Origin of the sequence: Floridaenema flaviceps BLCC-F50 (genome assembly GCF_041929275.2) — a bacterium.
In the GTDB taxonomy this organism is placed as follows: domain Bacteria; phylum Cyanobacteriota; class Cyanobacteriia; order Cyanobacteriales; family Aerosakkonemataceae; genus Floridanema; species Floridanema flaviceps.
On the sequence record NZ_JBHFNR020000003.1, the window covers coordinates 591,786 to 611,405 of the forward strand.

A 19,620-nucleotide genomic window follows, 5' to 3' on the forward strand; every position below is an offset into this window, starting at 1 on the left:
AACCTTGGCTTTGAAACATATTCTGCCAAAGTGCGATCGAGGATTTCAGGTAATTTAAGAAAGGTTCTTTTGCTTGCTCACGAGTTTGCTCTAAGTCAGCGCCTACGAAGGTATGCAGTAATACGGTGACTTTTCCGGCTTCTGCTTCGTAACCATTCTCCTTCAAGGATTCCCGGTAAAGGGCGATATTCTTGGCTAACTCTTCAACTGTTTGTCCCAAAAAGTTAGTTAAAATGTTTGCACCAATTTCTCCTGCTTTGATGTAGTTATTTGGATTCTTGACAACGGTAATCCACGTCGGTAACTGGGACTGCATTGGTTGTGGGTAAGTCTTGACTCTAATTTCTTTTCCAGTCCCATCGAGTACTTCAACAGATTCACCTTGCCAAAGTTTCTGGACAGTGGCAATTTCTTGGAACATTAGTTCGCGGTGTTTGCCAAAAGATTGCGGAGCAAGGACAAAATCATTGGGATGCCAACCGGAGGCAAAGGAAATACCGACTCTGCCTTGGGAAAGATTATCAACCACTGCCCATTCTTCGGCTACCCGAATTGGGTGATGCAGGGGCAAAACGACACTACCGGAACGTATTTGAATGGTTTGAGTTTCTCTGGCTAGTGCAGCTGCAATTACTGAAGGATTTGGCGAAAATCCGCCAAATTCATGAAAGTGACGTTCAGGAATCCAAATTGCTGTAAATCCGTGTCGATCGCCAAACTTAGCACCCTCAAACAACAGATTATACTTATTTTTCCTAAATTCTGCTTCGTAACTACCGAAATAGTACAAGCTAAATTCTAGGGATTTTTGAGCCTTGGAACTGGCTTTTAATTCCAAATTAGATGGCGTATCTGGATGCTGTTCGCCTTCCTGTAGAGACGTTGCAGGCAACGTCTCTACAGTCGTCTTTTGTGCAGCAAAATCTACTTGGTGTCCTCTGTCATTAATAAGTTCAGAGGACACAGGTTGCTTTTTTGCGGGTATAAAGCCTCCTTGACGCAGTTCTGCAACGCTATCCTTGACTACTTGGATAAATTGAGCAATGTCTGCATCGGTATGGGCTGTGGAAAGAAAATGTTTGCGCCATTCCCAAACATAAATTCCCTTTTCTACCATGTGATAGAAAAGCAGATCTAAATTTCCGGTCAGGGCAAAGCGGAAGAAAGAGCTAAAATGTTCGATTTTGATCGGAACTTCATTTTCTTGAAAATATGTATTCAGGGTAGCAGCTAATTTGGCGGTGCGATCGTTTAATTGTTGTTGAAGACTTGGGCCTTGTTCTTTGAAATGTTGGAGTACTGCTCGTGCTGCTACCATCGCCAGGGGATGCTGACAAAAAGTGCCACCGAAGAAAGTTCTTTCAGTTCCGGGATAGGAATTATCTCCATAATTCCACATACCTCCGTCAATACAATCTAGATACTTGGCTTTACCTGCAACCACACCTATGGGTAAACCACCCGCAACTACTTTGCCATAAGTCGCAATATCAGCTTGAACGCCAAATAAAGCTTGTGCTCCTCCAGGGTGCGATCGGAACCCTGTAATCATTTCATCAAATATTAATGCCGTTTCCGTTTGAGCAGTAATTTGCCGTAAGGAGCGCAAAAACTCCTTGGGTTGCACCATTGGTACGCTGCTTTGCACAACTTCCACAAGCACCGCCGCCAGTTCATGAGCGTGGCTTTGCAGATATTCTAAAGCTTGCTCACTGCCATACTCAAGTACAACGACATCTGTAACCACACCCTCTGGCACGCCAGAAGCCAGAGGGAAAAACTCCCATTGGTTATCAATCAGTTGCCGTCTGACTAAAGTTCCATCACTATGCCCATGATAAGAACCTTCAAACAAAGCAATCTTACTGCGACCAGTAGCAGCCCGTGCGATTCTGATTGCAGCCATTACTGCTTCGGTGCCGGAGTTACAGAAGCAAGCTCGTTCGGTGCCTGTAAGTTCGGTGAACAGTTGAGCGACTTCGCCAACTAGTTCGTAGCGAGGATTTAGATGAATACCTTTTTTCAGCTGTGCTTCTAGGGCATCCATAATGAATGGGGGTTTATGTCCGAATAGAGTTACCCCTTGGCCCATAGTCATGTCAATGTATTCGTTGCCATCTACGTCCCAAATTCTAGAGCCTTGTGAGCGATCGGCAACGATCGGATAAAGCATTTCCTTAATCGACAAGCGAAATCCCACAGAAGCCCTACTATCAGCCAAAACTGGACGAGCACCTTCCACCAGTTTTTTTGAAGTTTTGGTTCTCTGGGTAAAACGTGCAATTAAAGCATTTAAGTGTTGCTGCTGCTGTTGAGTCAGCCCACTAGTCGGAGGTTTTTTCGGCCCCCAAGGTGTAGAAACTGGTGCTGGTGGTATTTGCTTAATCTGGGAAGTTGTCTGACACTTTGGTGCGACTTTCGCAGGCACAGGCTGTGACGGGGTAGATGCGTTAGTAGATTTCGCCGCAGGCACGAGAGAATTTCCATTCCCTACCACAACTCCTGGCGACTGTAGAGACGTTGCAGGCAACGTCTCTACATTGTTTTGCAACAACTCCAACTGTTTAGACATTAATTGGAATTGATACTGGAGTTGTTGCGCCATGATACTTTGCAATCCCGTTGTTGCTACTGGCTGTAGCTGCTGTGGAGAAAATTGGGTTTGGGCAAAAGTAGGGGTTGGGGGTTGGGGGTTAGGGGTTAGGGTTTGAAGAAGGGGTTGAGGGTTGGGGACTGGGGTTGAAGAAGGGGTTGGGGGTTGGGGACTGGGGGTTGGGGTTTCTTCTTCCCTATCCCCTAACACCTGACCCCTAACACCTGAAGCGGGGAGACGTTCGTCTAAATAAATCGCCAAAGCCTCTAGAGTAGCCAACTCTTCAAATAACTGACGAAGAGCAATTTTTAGCCCATAAGTTCTTTCAATCTTTTGTACAGCCTCAACCATCATGATGGAATCAGCACCCATTTCCAGAAAAGGAGCATGAATATTCACATCTGTTGGGGAGACTTGCAACAAACTAGCAACTAAAGTTTGCAAAGTGCCGATAATTTCTTCCCTACGGGTAGGACAGGCATCTTGCCTGTCATCCCCAGTCACAACATCGGTTTCTGTCTTTGCAACATTACCATTTACAACCATATCTTTTCCATTTGTAGTAGTAGTATTTACGAGATCAATCCAGTAGCTTTGGCCCTGGAACGGGTATGTAGGCAGGGACAATAAACTGCGCGAGTAGTCTTGGTCAAATCCGCGCCAGTTAATCTCAACTCCTAAGCAATATAAAGTTGATAGAACATTAACCAAAGAAGACCAATCTTCTTGTTGCCCTGTCAGCGAAGAGAGCCAAATTGCATCCTTTTCAGGCCCGCATTGCCGCCCCAATCTAGATAAAGTTGGTTTAGCACCCATTTCCAAAAAGATATTTAAGCCTTCATCTAAAAGAGTGTTGACCCCCGCCATAAACTTTACAGGTTCTCGAGCATGGTTTCGCCAGTAGCGGGCATTGAGTGTTTCTCCTGGTTGTAACATCTGCCCTGTGAGGTTGGAAATCAAACCAATTTGCAGAGGTTGATAGGAGATTGATGAGGCTGCTTGCTCTAAAGAGTCTAGGATTGGCTCTATGAGGGGAGAATGAAAGGCATGAGAGACCTTGAGGTTACGGACTTCTATGAATTGTGCTTGCAGGTGGGCTGTAACTTTCTGGACTATTTCATGTTTCCCAGAAATTACAGTATTGTTGGGACTGTTAATGCCTGCGATCGCAACCTCTCCAGCATCAAAACCTTGAATTACTTCTCTCACCTGACTTTCTGGCGCAAAAACTGCTGCCATTGCGCCATTTGGCGGTAGAGACTGCATGAGTTGTCCCCTCTGGACAATCAATTTTAGTCCATCTTCCAGACTTAAGGCTCCGGCAACAGTAGCAGCAACATATTCTCCTACACTATGACCAATGACTGCTGCGGGTTCGATTCCCCAGGAACGCCACAATTCATATAGGGCATACTCTATAGCAAATAAAGCGGGTTGGGTATACGCCGTTTCATCTAAAACAGGTGTTAGGGGATAGGGGTTAGGTGTTAGGGAGGAAGTTTCCCCAACCCCCAACCCCCAACCCCCAACCCCTTCTTCAGTTGAAGAGGGATAAAGAATTTCAACGAGAGATTTTTTTAAATAAGGTTGCAGGATTTCGTCACAGCGATCGAATACCTTACGGAAAGTAGGCTGAGTTTCATAAAGTTGGCGACCCATACCAACATACTGCGAACCTTGACCAGTAAATAAAAAGGCGATTTTGAAAAGCTTTTGTTGGGTAGGGAGTTGTCTGGATGTGAGTCCAGATGTTTCTTTACCACTGGCAAAATTGATGAGTTGCTGTTTTAAGTGATCATGGGATGGAGTCACTACAGCGAGACGATGGGAAAAGTGCGATCGACCACAGTTCGCCGTATAGCTAACATCTGCAATACTAACTTCAGGATGCGATTGCAGATAGCTGGCATACTTCTCGGCTAAGTCTCGCAAAGCTCGATCGGTTTTTGCCGATAGAGTAAACAGATGTGTGGAACGTTCAACTGATGAAGTGACTGGCTCAAGTTTTGGAGCTTCCTCCAACACCACATGAGCATTAGTACCGCTAACGCCAAAAGAACTAACACCTGCCAAGCGAGAACCTTCTATTGTTTGCCAATTGGTTTTAGATCTTGGCACCATAATCGGCAAATTTTCCCAGTCAATATGCGGACTGGGTTGTTTATAGTGCAAATGTGGCACAATTTCTTGGTGCTGCATTTGCAGGACCACCTTCATCAACCCAGCCATTCCCGCAGCCGCTTCTGAGTGTCCAATGTTCGTCTTCACCGAAGCAATAATTAGAGGTTGGTCCTTAGAGCGATGATGACCAAACACTGCCGCTATTGCTCCCACCTCTATAGGATCGCCCAAAGCCGTACCCGTACCATGAACCTCAACATAGCTGATTTGACTCGGTTCTACGCCTCCATTTTCCAGAGCTTGGCGAATCACCCTTTGTTGTGCTAAGCCATTAGGAGCAGTCAGACCACTGCTGCGACCATCTTGGTTAACCGCACTACCACGAAGAGTAGCTAAAATCCGGTCTTTGTCTTTAATCGCATCTGATAGTCGCTTGATTACAATCACCCCGCACCCCTCAGCACGGACATAGCCATCAGCCGAAGCATCAAAAGTCTTGCAACGACCATCAGGTGCAAGCATTCGGGCTTTCGATAAAATAACATTAGCCTCTGGCAAAGCCTGCAAATTAACACCGCCAACCAGAGCTAAATTACACTCATGGTTGCGTAGACTGGCTAGAGCTAAATGAATAGCAACCAACGAAGAAGAACAAGCCGTATCCAGTGCCAAACTAGGCCCCGTTAAACCAAGAAAATAAGACAACCTTCCAGCAGCCGCATTACTTGTATTACCCGTACCTTGGTAAGCATCTATCTGGGTTGTTTCTCTCTTCAACAACCGATGTAAATAATCATTACCTGTTACCCCAATAAACACACCCGTTTTACTACCAACCAGGGTATCCGGTTTAATCGCAGCATTTTCCAGAGCTTCCCAACTTACCTCCAACAGCAGACGTTGTTGCGGATCGAGAGTAAGAGCTTCTCTGGGTGAAATGCCAAAAAACTGAGCATCAAACTCCTCTAATCGATCGATAAACCCACCATAGCGAGAGTACATTTTTCCCGGAGCATTGGGATCAGAATCGTAGAAAGCATCAATATCCCAACGATTCGGGGGAACTTCGGAAATCGCATCTACCCCATTACACAAAAGTTCCCACAAAGCCTCTGGAGAGTTAGCACCTCCCGGAAATCGGCAACCCATACCAACGATCGCGATCGGTTCTTTTTTGGTCTTTTCTATCGCCTCAAGCTGAGATTTCATCTCCTTGAGTTCTAGGAGTGCCTTCTTCATTAAAGATTGACGGTCTGTGTTGGTATTCATTACTTCTTACCTTCATCAATAAGGGCTAATTCTTCTGCAAGCAGCTGTTCGATTTCACTTTCCGATAGTTCATCAAGATCGGTTAATAAATCAGAACTTGGTTGGCTAGTATCTTGGTGAGCCGCTACCCTTGCTAGTTCAATAGAAAGGATATCTTTAGCTAAATAATCAGCCAACACCTTGACATTGGGATAATCAAAACTCAAGGTAGCGGGTAAAGAACAAGACATTGACTTTTGCAAACGGTTGCGTAATTCTACAGCCATCAACGAATCCATCCCTAACTCGAAAAATCCTTCTTCGAGTTCTGCTGATGATAGTTTCCGACCCAACACTTGACCTACTTGCTCGGTTACATGATCGATTACTAACTGGTAACGTCGATCGATTTTAGTTGCTTCTAATTGAGCCAGAAACTCGGATTTTTGAATCGGTTTCGCGCTTGTGAAATTAGCAAAGAATGGCGATAAGTTAGTTGACTGCTTAACAAAATCTGACCATTTTATAGGTAAGACTGTCACCTGTCTAGAAGTTTGAGTCAATAATTGCTTCAGGACAGCTATTCCTTGTTGGGGAGCAATCAAACTAATACCCATTGTTTGCAATCGCTCTACTTCCCGACGATCGGCTTTTTCTATCATCCCGACATCTGACCAAGCTCCCCAGTTAATACTTAACCCTGGTAAATTCAACGAAGAGCGATAATGAGCCATTGCATCCAGAAAAGCATTAGCCGCTGCATAATTTGCCGTCCCCGCAGAACCCAAAATACATGATATTGAAGAGAAAAGTACGAAGAAATCCAAAGCTAAGTCTTGGGTAAGGCGATGCAAATTCCACGTTCCGCTGACCTTGGGTGCAAACACTTTAGCAAATAGTTGCCATTGATGCTCCAATATCCGTCGGTTATCTACCACACCAGCCGCATGAATAATACCCTTTAGCGGTGGCATGGTGCTGTTAATTTGATTCAGTAAAGAGGCGACTTCCGCTTCTATTGATATATCTGCTTGGATCGCCATCACCTGTACTCCCAAAGCTTCCAGTCGGTTGAGGGTGGCTTTTGCTGTTTCCTTGGGTAAGCTACGTCCTACTAATACCAAGTGTTTTGCTCCCTGCTCTACTAGCCATTGTGCAACTAATAAACCTATTCCTCCCATTCCTCCTGTAATCAGGTATGTGCCTCTTGCTTTCACAGACAACGATTGTTTGACTATTTTCTGTTGTTTTATGATTCGGTGCACGTACCGTTTGCCATTGCGAAAAGCTATCTCATTTTCACTATTCTTTGCTCGATCTGAACTAATTTCTGCCCCTAGACTTTGTGCATTATTGCGATCGTATAAAGGGTCTAAATCTACTAGTCTACAGTTAAGTTCTGGATGCTCGTTGTTAATTACTCTTCCTAATCCCCACAGGGTTGCTTGGGCTACTCCAGTTATCTTAGATGTTTCACCTATTGCTTGTACTCCTTTGGTTACTGACCATAAAGAAGGCGACTGGGAATATCCTTGTTTAGCTATTGATTGAATCAAGGATAAGACTCCACCACATCCAATTTGTGAGGCTATTTCTAATTCTGCTCCTGTTAGGTCTTTAGCTTCAACTGCATTTAAACTCCATAAATAAACTATTCCTTTGAGGGGGATTTGGTTTTCCTGTAGTAGCCGATCGAAGTCTAGGGAATTACTTGGGTTGATGGTGAATTCTTGTGCTGATATCTGTTGATATTCTTTCCCTGGGAAAACTAGGATGCAAGTTTTGAAAAGTGAACTCCATAACTTACTTAATTCCTGAGCCATGCCTTGCTTATCTGCAAATATTAGCCAGTTTAGGAGTGAAGTTTGGCTTTCTGGCGGCGCGGCACACTCGATTATTTCTTGCTCTTGCCATTCTAATTCGTAACACCATTCTTGATTTTCTTGTGGTACTAGATGTTGCTGGTGTTCTTTGACTAAAGCTGCCAATATCTCCGGTAATAATTTCTTTTGTTCCTCTGAGAAGTTCCCGGTTTTTTGCAATAGATCGATTAGTTCTTCTGTATTTCCTCGATCTAAAAAGTTGGTAATGGGAGTTTGGCTATTTTCTGGTGAGCCAAATTCAGCTGGTTGCTCGATTTCCGTACTTTCAACCCAATAACGTTCTCTTTGAAAGGGATAGTTAGGTAAGATAACTTTCTTTCCGGGGTTGTCTCGGTGAAATCCTGACCAATCTATTGTGACTCCTGCTTCATATAATGAGGCTAAACTGGTGAATAGCTGTTGCCATTCTGGTGTTTGCGATCGCACTGAAGCCAACCACAAACCCGTATTTTCTGCTAAACACTCTCGCCCCATTCCTAATAAAATTGGTTTAGGTCCGATCTCTAAAAATATTTCATATTCCAACTCATGCAATGTTTCCATACTCTTGGCAAACTGCACTGGTTGAATAATATGATTTACCCAATATTGTGCTGTGGCAATGTTTTCATCAGCTAGTTTTCCTGTGACGTTGGAAATTATCGGAATCTGGGGTTGATTGTAAGTGATACTGTTAGCTAAAAGCTCAAATTCTTTGAGCATTGGTGCCATTAATGGGGAGTGGAAGGCGTGAGAAACTTGTAATTGTTTGGTTTTGATTCCTGCTTTTGTAAATTGCTCAACTATGGCTTCGATCGCTTGGCTGGCTCCTGATATGACTGTGCTTTGAGGACTGTTGATGGCGGCGATCGCTACTTTATCACCATAATCTGCAATTATTGATTTGACTTTTTCAACTGATGCCATCACTGAAACCATTTCGCCACCAGAGGGCAATTGTTGCATTAATTTTCCGCGATGGGCAATCAGTTTTAACCCTTCTTCTAAACTAAATACTCCGGCGACACAAGCTGCTACATATTCACCAACGCTATGTCCCATGACTATGTTTGGTGTGATTCCCCAAGATTTCCAGAGTTGATATAGGGCGTATTCGATCGCAAATAAAGCAGGTTGAGTATAGCAGGTTTGATTTAAAACAGGGGTTAGGGGATAGGGGTTAGGTGTTAGGGAGGAAGTTTCCCCAACCCCTTCTTCGGTTTCCGGCGAATAAATGATGTCTAATAATGATTGTTTTAGTAAGGGAAGCAGAATTTCATTGCACTGTTCTAATGTTTGGCGGAACAGGGGTTGGGTGTCGTAGAGTTGACGACCCATGTTGATGTATTGTGAGCCTTGTCCGGTGAATAAAAATGCTATTTTCGATGGTTTTTTCGGCAGTTTATCTCCAGGTTTTAAATCTCTTAATTGCTCGATTAACTGTTCTTTGGATTGAAGCACTAAAGCTAGACGATATGGAAAATGTTCCCTACCTGTGTTGGCAGTGTAGCAAATATCTGCTAGTAGCAAATCTGAGTTAGTTTGAATGTAATTTTGATAGCGAGAAACTAACTCCTCTAAAGCTGATGCTGTCTTTGCCGATAGGGTAAACAGATGTAAAGGAGGTTCAACTGATGGGGTGAGAGGTTCAAGTTTTGGGGCTGACTCCAACACTATATGAGCATTAGTACCGCTAATACCAAAAGAACTAACTCCTGCTAATCGGGAATTTTCTGTAGTAGCCCAAGACATTTTATTTTGAGGCACCATCACGGGCAAATTTTCCCAGTCAATATGCGGATTGGGTTTTTGAAAGTGCAAATGTGGCGCGATTTCTTCATGCTGCAACTGCAACACCACCTTCATCAACCCAGCTATTCCCGCAGCCGATTCTAAGTGTCCAATATTAGTCTTCACCGAAGCAATAGTTAAGGGTTGGTCTTTAGAACGATAATTACCAAATACCTGAGCCAACGATCCCACTTCTATAGGATCTCCCAAAGAAGTACCCGTACCATGAGCCTCAATATAGCTGATTTGATGCGGTTCTACGCCGCTATTTTCCAAAGCTTGACGAATTACCTTTTGTTGTGATGGCCCATTAGGAACAGTCAGACCACTGCTGCGACCATCTTGGTTAACCGCACTACCTCGAATGGTAGCCAAAATCCGGTCTTTGTCTTTAATCGCATCTGATAGTCGCTTGATTACAATCATCCCACACCCCTCAGCACGGACATAGCCATCAGCGGAGGCATCAAAAGCTTTGCAATGACCATCAGGTGCAAGCATTCGGGCTTTTGATAAGTTAATGCTAAATTCTGGTGCAAGTAGCAGGTTAACTCCGCCAACTAGAGCTAGATTACATTCATGGTTGCGTAGACTGGCGATCGCTAAATGAACTGTAACCAACGAAGAAGAACAAGCTGTGTCCACTGCCATGCTAGGCCCGGTTAAACCGAGAATATAAGACAACCGCCCAGCGGCGACACAATGAATATTACCTGTACCTTCGTAAGCATCTATCTGGGTTATTCTTCTGTTAAACAACCGTTGTAAATAATCATTAGTAGTCATACCAACGAACACACCAGTTTGACTACCAACTAGGGTCTTGGGTTCGATCGCAGCATTTTCCAGAGCCTCCCAACTTACTTCTAATAGTAGACGTTGTTGCGGATCGAGCGAGAGAGCTTCTCTGGGTGAAATGCCAAAAAACTGAGCGTCAAATTCTTCTATTTGATTGACAAACCCGCCATAGCGAGCGTACATTTTTCCCGGAGCATCTGGATCTGGGTCATAGAAAGCGTTGATATCCCAGCGATTTGGAGGAACTTCGCTAATAGCATCTACGCCATTGCATAATAGTTCCCAGAAAGCTTCTGGAGAGTTAGCACCTCCCGGAAATCGGCAAGCCATACCGACAATAGCCAGCGGTTCTTTTTGGCTCTTTTCTATCACATTAAACCCTGAAGAAGGGGTTAGGGTGTGGGGTGTTGGGTGTTGGGTAGAAGACTCTTCCCTATACCCTACACCCAACCCCCTACACCCTTCATCAAGGGCGGTTTCAATGGAAAGGACATCTTTGGCGATATAATCAGCCAACACTTTGACATTGGGATAATCAAAGCTCAAGGTAGCGGGTAAAGAGCAAGCAAAGGACTTTTGCAGACGGTTGCGTAATTCTACAGCCGTCAATGAATCCATCCCTAAGTCAAAAAATCCTTGTTCGAGTTCTGGTGTTGATAGTTTTCGACCCAATACTTGACTTACTTGCTCGGTTACGCGATCGATTACTAATTGGTAGCGCTGACCAACATTAGTTGCTTCTAATTGAGCAATAAACTCAGATTGTGGCACATTTTTCGCATAATTATCTATAAAATTAGCGAAAAATGGCGATACATTAGTTGAGCGGCTAATATATTTTGACCAATCCATAGCTAAGACTGTCACTTGAGCAGAAGATTGGTTTAATAATTGTTGGAGTGTTGTTAATGCTTGTTTGGGAGCGATCGCATTAATACCCATTGTTTGCATTCGCTCTACTTCTCGACTATTCAATTGTGCTACCATCCCTACTTGTGACCAAGGGCCCCAGTTAATGCTTAATCCTGGTAAATTTAATGACCTGCGATAATGAGCCAGAGTATCGAGAAAGGCATTAGCCGCTGCATAATTTGCTGTACCCGCATAACCAAGTATGGTTGCAACCGAAGAAAACAATACAAAGAAGTCCAAATCTAAGTCTTGGGTGAAGCGATGCAAATTCCAAGCGCCGCTGACCTTGGGTGCAAATACTTTAGCAAATAGTTCCCATTGGTGTTCTAATAGCAGTCGATCGTCTACCACACCAGCCGCATGAATAATACCTTTGAGCGGTGGCATGGTAGTGTTAATTTGATTCACTAAAGAGGCAACATCCGCTTCTACTGATATATCAGCTGCGATCGTTACCACCTGAGTTCCCATCTCTTCGAGTCGGTTGATGGTTGAAGAAGTTGTTTCGTTAGGACGGCTACGACCTACTAAGACTAAGTGTTTTGCTCCCTGCTCTACCAGCCATTGTGCGACTAATAACCCAATTCCTCCCATTCCTCCTGCGATCAGGTATGTGCCATCGGCTTTGAGACTTAGAGATTGTTTGCCAATTTTCTGCTGTTTTATGATTCGGTTTACATACCGTTTTCCATTGCGAAAAGCTATCTGATTTTCACTACTTGTTGGCTCAAAGAAACCAATTTCTCTGGAGATGTTTTCTACATTATGATGTTCTTCTGGGTCTAAATCTACTAGTCTACAATTAAGTTCTGGATGCTCATTGTTAATTACTCTTCCTAATCCCCATAAGGTTGATTGGGCGACTCCAGTTAGTTGAGTTTCTACATTTACTGGTTGCGCTCCTTTGGTTACTAGCCATAAAGAAGGCGGTTGCGAATAACCTTGTTTAGCTATTGATTGAATTAGGGATAAGACTCCTTGGCATCCAATTTGTGAAGCTATTTCTAACTCTCCTTCAGTTAGGTCTTTGGCTTCAACTGCATTTAAACTCCATAAATAAACTATTCCTTTGATGGGTATTTGGTTTTCCTGTAGTAGTCGATCGAAGTCTTGGGAATTACTTGGGTTGATGGTGAATTCTTGTGCTGATATTTGTTGATATTCTGTTCCCGGAAAAACTAAAATACAAGTTTTTCTTGGGGAATTCCATAAGTTACTTAATTCCTGACTAATCCCTTGTTTATCGGCAAATATTAGCCATGTTTCCGGGGAAGTTTGGCTTTCTTTGGGTGCGAGTTCTTCTCTTCTTTCTTGCTGTTGCCATTCTAATTCGTAGCACCATTCTTGATTTTCTGACGATACAAATTCAGATGCTTCATAGGGAATTACTGTACTTTCAATCCAATAACGTTCTCTTTGGAAGGGATAGTTGGGTAAAGTAACTTTCTTTCCAGGGTAGTCTCGGTGAAATCCTGCCCAATCTATTGTGATTCCTGCTTCATATAATGAGGCTAAACTGGTGAGTAGCTGTTGCCATTCGGGAGTTTGCGATCGCACTGAAGCCAACCATAAACCTGTGTTTTCTGGCAAACATTCCCGCCCCATTCCTAATAATATTGGTTTGGGTCCGATTTCGACAAATATTTCATATTCCAATTCCTGTAATGTGGCGATACTCTTGGCAAACTGCACTGGTTGAATAATATGATTTACCCAATATTGTGCTGTGGCGATGTTTTCTTCTGCTAGGTTTCCGGTGACATTGGAAATTATCGGAATCAGGGGTTGATTGTAGGTGATGCTGTTGGCAAGAAGCTCAAATTCTGCCAACATTGGTTTCATTAATGGGGAGTGAAAGGCGTGAGATACTTGTAGTTGTTTGGTTTTAATTCCTTCTTTTGTCAGTGCTTCGACAATAGCTTTGATGTCTTTGCTGTTTCCTGAAATGACGATGCTTTGTGGGCTGTTGATGGCAGCAATGGCTACTGTATTACTATAATCTGCGATGATTGATTTAACTTTTTCGACCGTTGCCATTACGGAAACCATCTCACCACCAGAGGGCAATTGTTGCATTAATTTTCCGCGATGGGCAATCAGTTTTAATGCTTCTTCTAAGCTAAATACTCCGGCTACACAAGCTGCTACATATTCACCTACGCTGTGTCCCATGACTATATTTGGTACGATACCCCATGATTTCCATAGTTGATATAGGGCGTATTCGATCGCAAATAATGCAGGTTGAGTATAGCAGGTTTGATTTAACGTTTCTGCCTCATTTTCCGGCGCATAAATTATGTCTAACAATGACTTTTCTAGATAGGTCAGCAGAATTTCATTGCATTGTTCTAAGGTTTGGCGGAATAGTGGTTGGGTGTCGTAAAGTTGACGACCCATGTTGATGTATTGTGAGCCTTGTCCGGTGAATAAAAATGCTATTTTCGATGGTTTTTTCTGGGACTCATTTAAACTTTTTACATCAGTTAGTTGTTCAATTAATTGTTCTTTAGTTTCAGCTACCAACGCTAGACGACGACTAAAATGTTCCCTGCCTGTATTCGCTGTGTAGCAAATATTGGCTAAAGATACTTCAGGATTTGATATTAGATATTCTCGATAACGCTGTTGTAATTCGGTTAATGCTTGTTCATTCTTTGCTGAGAGGCTAAGTAAGTGATAAGGATGCTCCCCTGCTCCCCTGCTCCCCTGCTCCTCTACGGGTGCTTCTTCTAAAATTACGTGAGCATTTGTTCCCCCGATTCCTAAAGAGTTTACCCCTGCACGTCGCGGATGATCTGAAGTTTGCCAATCTTTTAAAGTAGTGTTGACGTAAAAAGGTGTGTTGGGTAAATCTAATTGCGGATTTGGTTGTTCAAAGTTGAGGCTAGGAGGAATTTGTTTATAGTAGAGTGAGAGAACGGTTTTGATAAATCCGGCGATGCCAGCGGCGTTTTTCAAATGACCGATGTTGGTTTTAACTGAACCTATACCACAAAAGTTTTTTGCTTGGGTGCTGGCGCGAAATGCTTGAGTTAATCCTGTAATTTCAATGGGATCTCCCAGTGGGGTTCCGGTTCCGTGTGCTTCAATATATCCTATAGTTTCGGGGTCAATTTGGGCCAGTGAAATTGCTTGTGTCACCACAGATGTTTGCCCATCGCTATTGGGAACCATGTAGCCAACTTTTGATGCCCCATCGTTATTAATAGCGGAACCTTTGATAACTGCATAGATGCGATCGCCATCCAAAAGAGCATCATCCAAACGTTTCAAGAGCACCATTCCCGCACCACTACCAAAGATAGTCCCCTGAGCACGGGCATCAAACGCCCGACAATGCCCGTCTGGTGTAACTATCATTCCCTCTTGATACAAATGACCAACTTTTTGTGGTACATCAACTGACACTCCACCTGCTAAAGCCATGTCACTTTCGCCACTCAGCAAGCTGGCGCAAGCCAGATGTACCGTTACTAAAGATGTTGAGCAGGCGGTTTGCACATTGACACTGGGGCCTGTGAGGTTGAGTTTGTAAGAAATTCTGGTGGTGAGATAATCTTTATCATTGCCAACCATCATTTGCAAACCGCCCATTGAGTCTACTGTGGTGACTTGCAAGTTATCATTAATATCGAGATTGTGGCGGTTGGGATAAATATTATTTAGTAAGTAGGTGTTCATGAGGGCACCTGCATAAATGCCGATCGCGCCATCATATTTAAAAGGATTATACCCCGCATCTTCTAAACTTTCCCAGGCACATTCTAATAACAGACGTTGTTGCGGGTCCATCAATTCGGCTTCTCTGCTACTATAGCCAAAGAAGTCAGCATCAAAGGTTTCTATGTCTGATAATATTGGTTTGGCTTTGACGTAGTTGGGGTTTTTCACTACTTTTGGATCTATCCCAGCAGCAATCACTTCTTCATCGCTGAAAAAGGAAATCGATTCTACGCCATTGACTAAATTTTGCCAAAATTCATCAATATTGTTAGCACCGGGAAAACGACAGGACATTCCAATTACGGCAATATCTGAATTACCAACACTGTGGCGAGAATTGCGAAATTGAGCACGTTTTTGACCTTGTTTTACCGACGGTGATTCGGTTTGTTGATTTGATGTAGAGACGTTATATATAACGTCTCTACAGTATTTGGCTAAAGTGCTGATAGTGGGGTAGTTAAACAGATCCACTATCGACAGTGGAATCGGGAATAATTCCTGTAACTTACTTTGAATTTGCACCAAAAGTATTGAGTATCCGCCTAGCTCAAAGAAGTTGTCATGAATGCTGATTTCTGGTAAGTTTAAGACTTCTTGCCAAATTTTGGCGATTTGAGTTTCAATTTCGGTTACGGGTAGTGCAGCTTGGTTTGTCTGTTGATTTAAATCGCCTTTGCTCAGTCTTTCTCGGTCAATTATGCCAGTTTTAGTTAACGGCATTTGCGGTAATTGTACCAAGCTACAAGTTGTAGGTGTACCCAAGCGATCGTTGATTACCCAATCAGAGGTAATCTCTAGGGAAATGTTGCTTTTTGCCGTAAAATAGCCTGTTAGTTTCTCTAATGAATAAGTGGATTCTACATATTTACGAATATGTCGGTTACTCCCATCTAATCCGATTAACATAAGGGCCTGATTATGGCGTAAACCAATAAGCAAGGAGTACCATGCTTGTTGTACACTTATGGCGCAGTAGCCTTTAGTTTGCGCTAACTTTCCTCGTTGATAGTCTTGGCTAATCCCAATGCCGTCCCAAAGACTCCAACTAAAACAATAGCTTTTTACTCCTAATTTAGTTCGCTGATAATGTGTAAAACTCTCACTAAATTGATTAGCTGCCACATACGCGCCTACCGTTGCACCGCCTAAGAAGCTAATTACAGAAGCGAAGTTGATGAATATTGCTTCCGGGTTGTCTTTAATTAGTTGTGAAAGTACCCAAGTTCCGCTAACTTTGGCTTTTAAGGCTGTTGACCAAGTTTGGGGGCTTTCTTCGAGCAGCGATCGCTCTTGGTAACTCCCGGCTAAATGCAATATACCATCTAGTTGACAATTCCAGCGACTTTTGGCTTCTTGAATTATTTGTTGCAACCGAGGTAAGTCACAGACATCAACTGCTTCATAACTGATTTCTCCTCCCAGTTGCGTTAGTTCTTGATAGGCGGCAATTTTTGGTGATGTTGCCTCTGTAATAGGGGTTCTACCAATTAATAAAAGCTTGGCTTTATAAGTTTTGAGTAAATTAGACGCAATTTCTCCTCCCACGCCACCTAAACCGCCGCTAATTAAATACATTCCTCCTGGTTTAAAGGTAATTTCTTGGTGATTTTCTTTCGAGAATTCCACTGTTTCTAAGCGGGGAACCCATCTTTTTCCTTGGCGATATGCTACCTCCGTTTCTTTGGATAATACCTGGATTTCTTGGAGCAGGCGATCGGCGTTAACAATCGGTTCATCTATTGTTAAATCAATCTGGCGAGTCCTTAAATTGGGAATTTCTGGTTCAATTGCTTTGATTAAGCCAATTACAGGCGTTTTTTGATAGGCAATTTGGTCATCCGGTGAGATGAATTGACTATGACTCGAAGCTACTAATAACTGAATATTTTGGTGATTTTTTTGGGTTTTAGCTAAGGCTTTTATCAAGTGAAGTAGACTGTAAACCCCGGAAGTTTGAGCTTGTTCTAATGATTCTAAGCTGGTAATTTCTTCTGGACAATTGTCATAAGTCCAGAGATGGAAAATCTGATTGATTTCCCTGTTTTGGGCAGTTAATTCAGATAGTAATTTCTGATAGTGTTCGGGATTGTTTGGGTCGATTCTATATTGGTTAGAATCGATTTTTTTCCAGTCTATTCCGGCTTCTATTCCTACAATTGCATGACCTAGTTTTTCTAATTTTCTAGCCAAACATTCTCCTAATCCCAAGTCATCTAAAAAGATGAGAATGTTGCCTGGTTTGATTGCGGGTATGAGGTTTGTTGGTTGTTTCGGTCGCCAAGTCCGGCGATAAAACCAATTTGGTAGTAGGTTAGGATTTTCTAAGTTAATTCCTAGTTGTTGAATTATACTATCAAATTCACCTGCGGCAAAGCGTTTGGCTAATTGCGATCGCTGAATCTTGCCTATATCTGTTTTGGGAATTGCTTCTTTGCTAACCGGAATAATATAATTTGGATTTACTCCCACCTTTTTGACTACTGCACCCCGAATCTTCTTTATTCTGTCTTTTAGTTTGGTTTGGTCAGAGACTTGAGAATTAAAAAAGATGGCTAATTGATCGGCATTATTCCCAGAAATTCGCACGGCACAAGCGGCTGTATAGGAAACTTCTACACCTTTGACTTCTTCAACCACCGATTCAATTTCATGGCTATAATAGTTAATCCCATTAATAATAATGTCGTCTTTATCTCTGCCTGTTAAAATAATTCTTCCTGATTTTATATAGCCGAGATCTCCAGTATTAAACCATCCGTCTGAGGTAAATGCTTCTTGATTTCGTTGCGGATTTTGATAGTACCCTGAAGTTACTGAAGGTCCTTTGACTTGAAATTTCCCAATTACTCCTTCGCCAACTATTTGATTATTCTCATCAACAATCCTGATTGAGGCTCCCGGAATTGGTTGCCCTAGTTCTACAAATGACATTTCATCTGATGAATTTTCTAAGGAAAAACTATCAGACCATGTGATTACTGAGCTAGTTTCTGACATCCCAAAAGCTGGACGAATAACATTAGCTGGCAGACCATGAGGCTGGAGCAGTTTGAGAAAGTTGCGTGCTGCTTTGGGGACTATTTGCTCACCACCATTTACTAAAAATCTCAAAGAAGATAAATCATAAGACCGTTGGTTAATCTCACTTGCTCGCTCATTAATCAGGGAAAAAGCAAAGTTTGGAGACCAGGAAATCGAGGCTTTATGGCGTTGAATCAACTCCAACCATCGCAGGGGATTTTGCAGAATATATTGTGTGGATACATGGATTTGCTGACAACCAATATCAACTGCCATCAGTCCCAGAAGCACTATTGCACCCACGTGCTCTAGTGGCATCCAGTTAAAGAAGATATCTTGACTCACAAGGTTGTTTTGGGCTGTGCCACCAGTCATGCTTAACAGATTGCGATGATTTAGCATGACTGCTTTTGGAGTGCCTGTGCTACCTGATGTTAGTAATAGCAGTGCTAAGTCTTCTGGCTGACTTTGATGAATTTGATTATCTGGTTCGTTCTGGCGTAAATTATCTATGGTCTCAATGGAAAAGTTGAAATCATTTAATAATTTTGGCAATCCTTGAATACTGGGAGCTAATTTGGTACTGGTCAGAATTAGGGGGTGCTGTAACATTTGCCACCCATTGTGTAATTTACTGACGGCGTTGTTCACTTGTTCGTAGGTGGGGGCTATAGAAATCGGTACCGGAATAAATCCCCCTAATATACAGCCCCAAAAGGCGGGAATAAAGTCTTGACTTCCATCTATTTGAAATATTATTTTATCTTGTGGTTTAACTCCTAATTTTCTTAATCCTGCTAAGATTTTTTTAGCATCTAATAATAATTCTTTATATGTTTGAATTGTCTCTGAACCATCGACATTAATATAAATTAGTTGTTTTTCGGGCCATTGAGCGGCGGTTTTTTCTAGAGCTTGTGATAGTATTGTGGGGGCGTTTTTTTCTCGCTTGAGTTCTCCTCCATGACTGATTGATGGTTGGCTGCTGCTAGATTTAGTTGTCTGGTCAATTCGGGTTGGGGTTTCTTGAGTTGTAACACTTTTCCAGGTAGGAAGTATGTCTGATAGTTGCAGTGTTTCTTGGGGTTTGATTTGGGCTTGTCTTACTACTGCTACTTGCTCAACTTCTGGTATGGTCTGGATTTTTTCTCTCCATCTTTCTTCTAATTCATTGTCTGTTATTTCTAGCTGATTCAGTATGTTTCGATCTATCTGTCCTGATGGGGTTAATGGTATGGATGAGATGGGGACGATCGCTTTTGGTATCTCTTCCTTTGGTAGGATTGTTTTTAGGTGAGTTAATAGTAATTCAGATGTAAATAAACCTGTTGGAACTACGTAAGCGACTAACTCTTGTGGGCTTTTTTCTGTCTGCCACTCTAGTACTATACAATCCTCTACCATCTCACTTGCTTGAATAGCTAAGGCTATTTCCTGATGATTCATTTTTCTTTGATTTGTACTAGCCGAATACTTATTATTATCTAACTGCATGAGCTTCTCTCTTTTCCTTAGTTTTCCCAGAAGTTTAAGAAGTAAGCGAAA

Annotated in this window: 2 protein-coding genes (1 of these 2 cut by a window edge); both read right to left on the bottom strand. The window is 42.6% G+C overall.

The features are described 5' to 3' along the window. On the bottom strand, positions 1 to 5,983 hold the 5' portion of the coding sequence (locus ACE1CI_RS31615) for a non-ribosomal peptide synthetase (protein WP_413262070.1). 4,907 nt of this gene lie to the left of the window's left edge; 5,983 of the gene's 10,890 nt are visible here — the first part of the coding sequence; it begins with the start codon at positions 5,981 to 5,983; its stop codon lies off the left edge, out of view. After that, positions 5,983 to 19,569: an SDR family NAD(P)-dependent oxidoreductase gene (locus tag ACE1CI_RS31620; protein ID WP_496615963.1), complete on the bottom strand. Its 13,587-nt coding sequence runs from the start codon at positions 19,567 to 19,569 to the stop codon at positions 5,983 to 5,985. The genes ACE1CI_RS31615 and ACE1CI_RS31620 overlap by 1 nt, the downstream gene beginning before the upstream one ends. Positions 19,570 to 19,620: the final 51 nt, after the last annotated feature.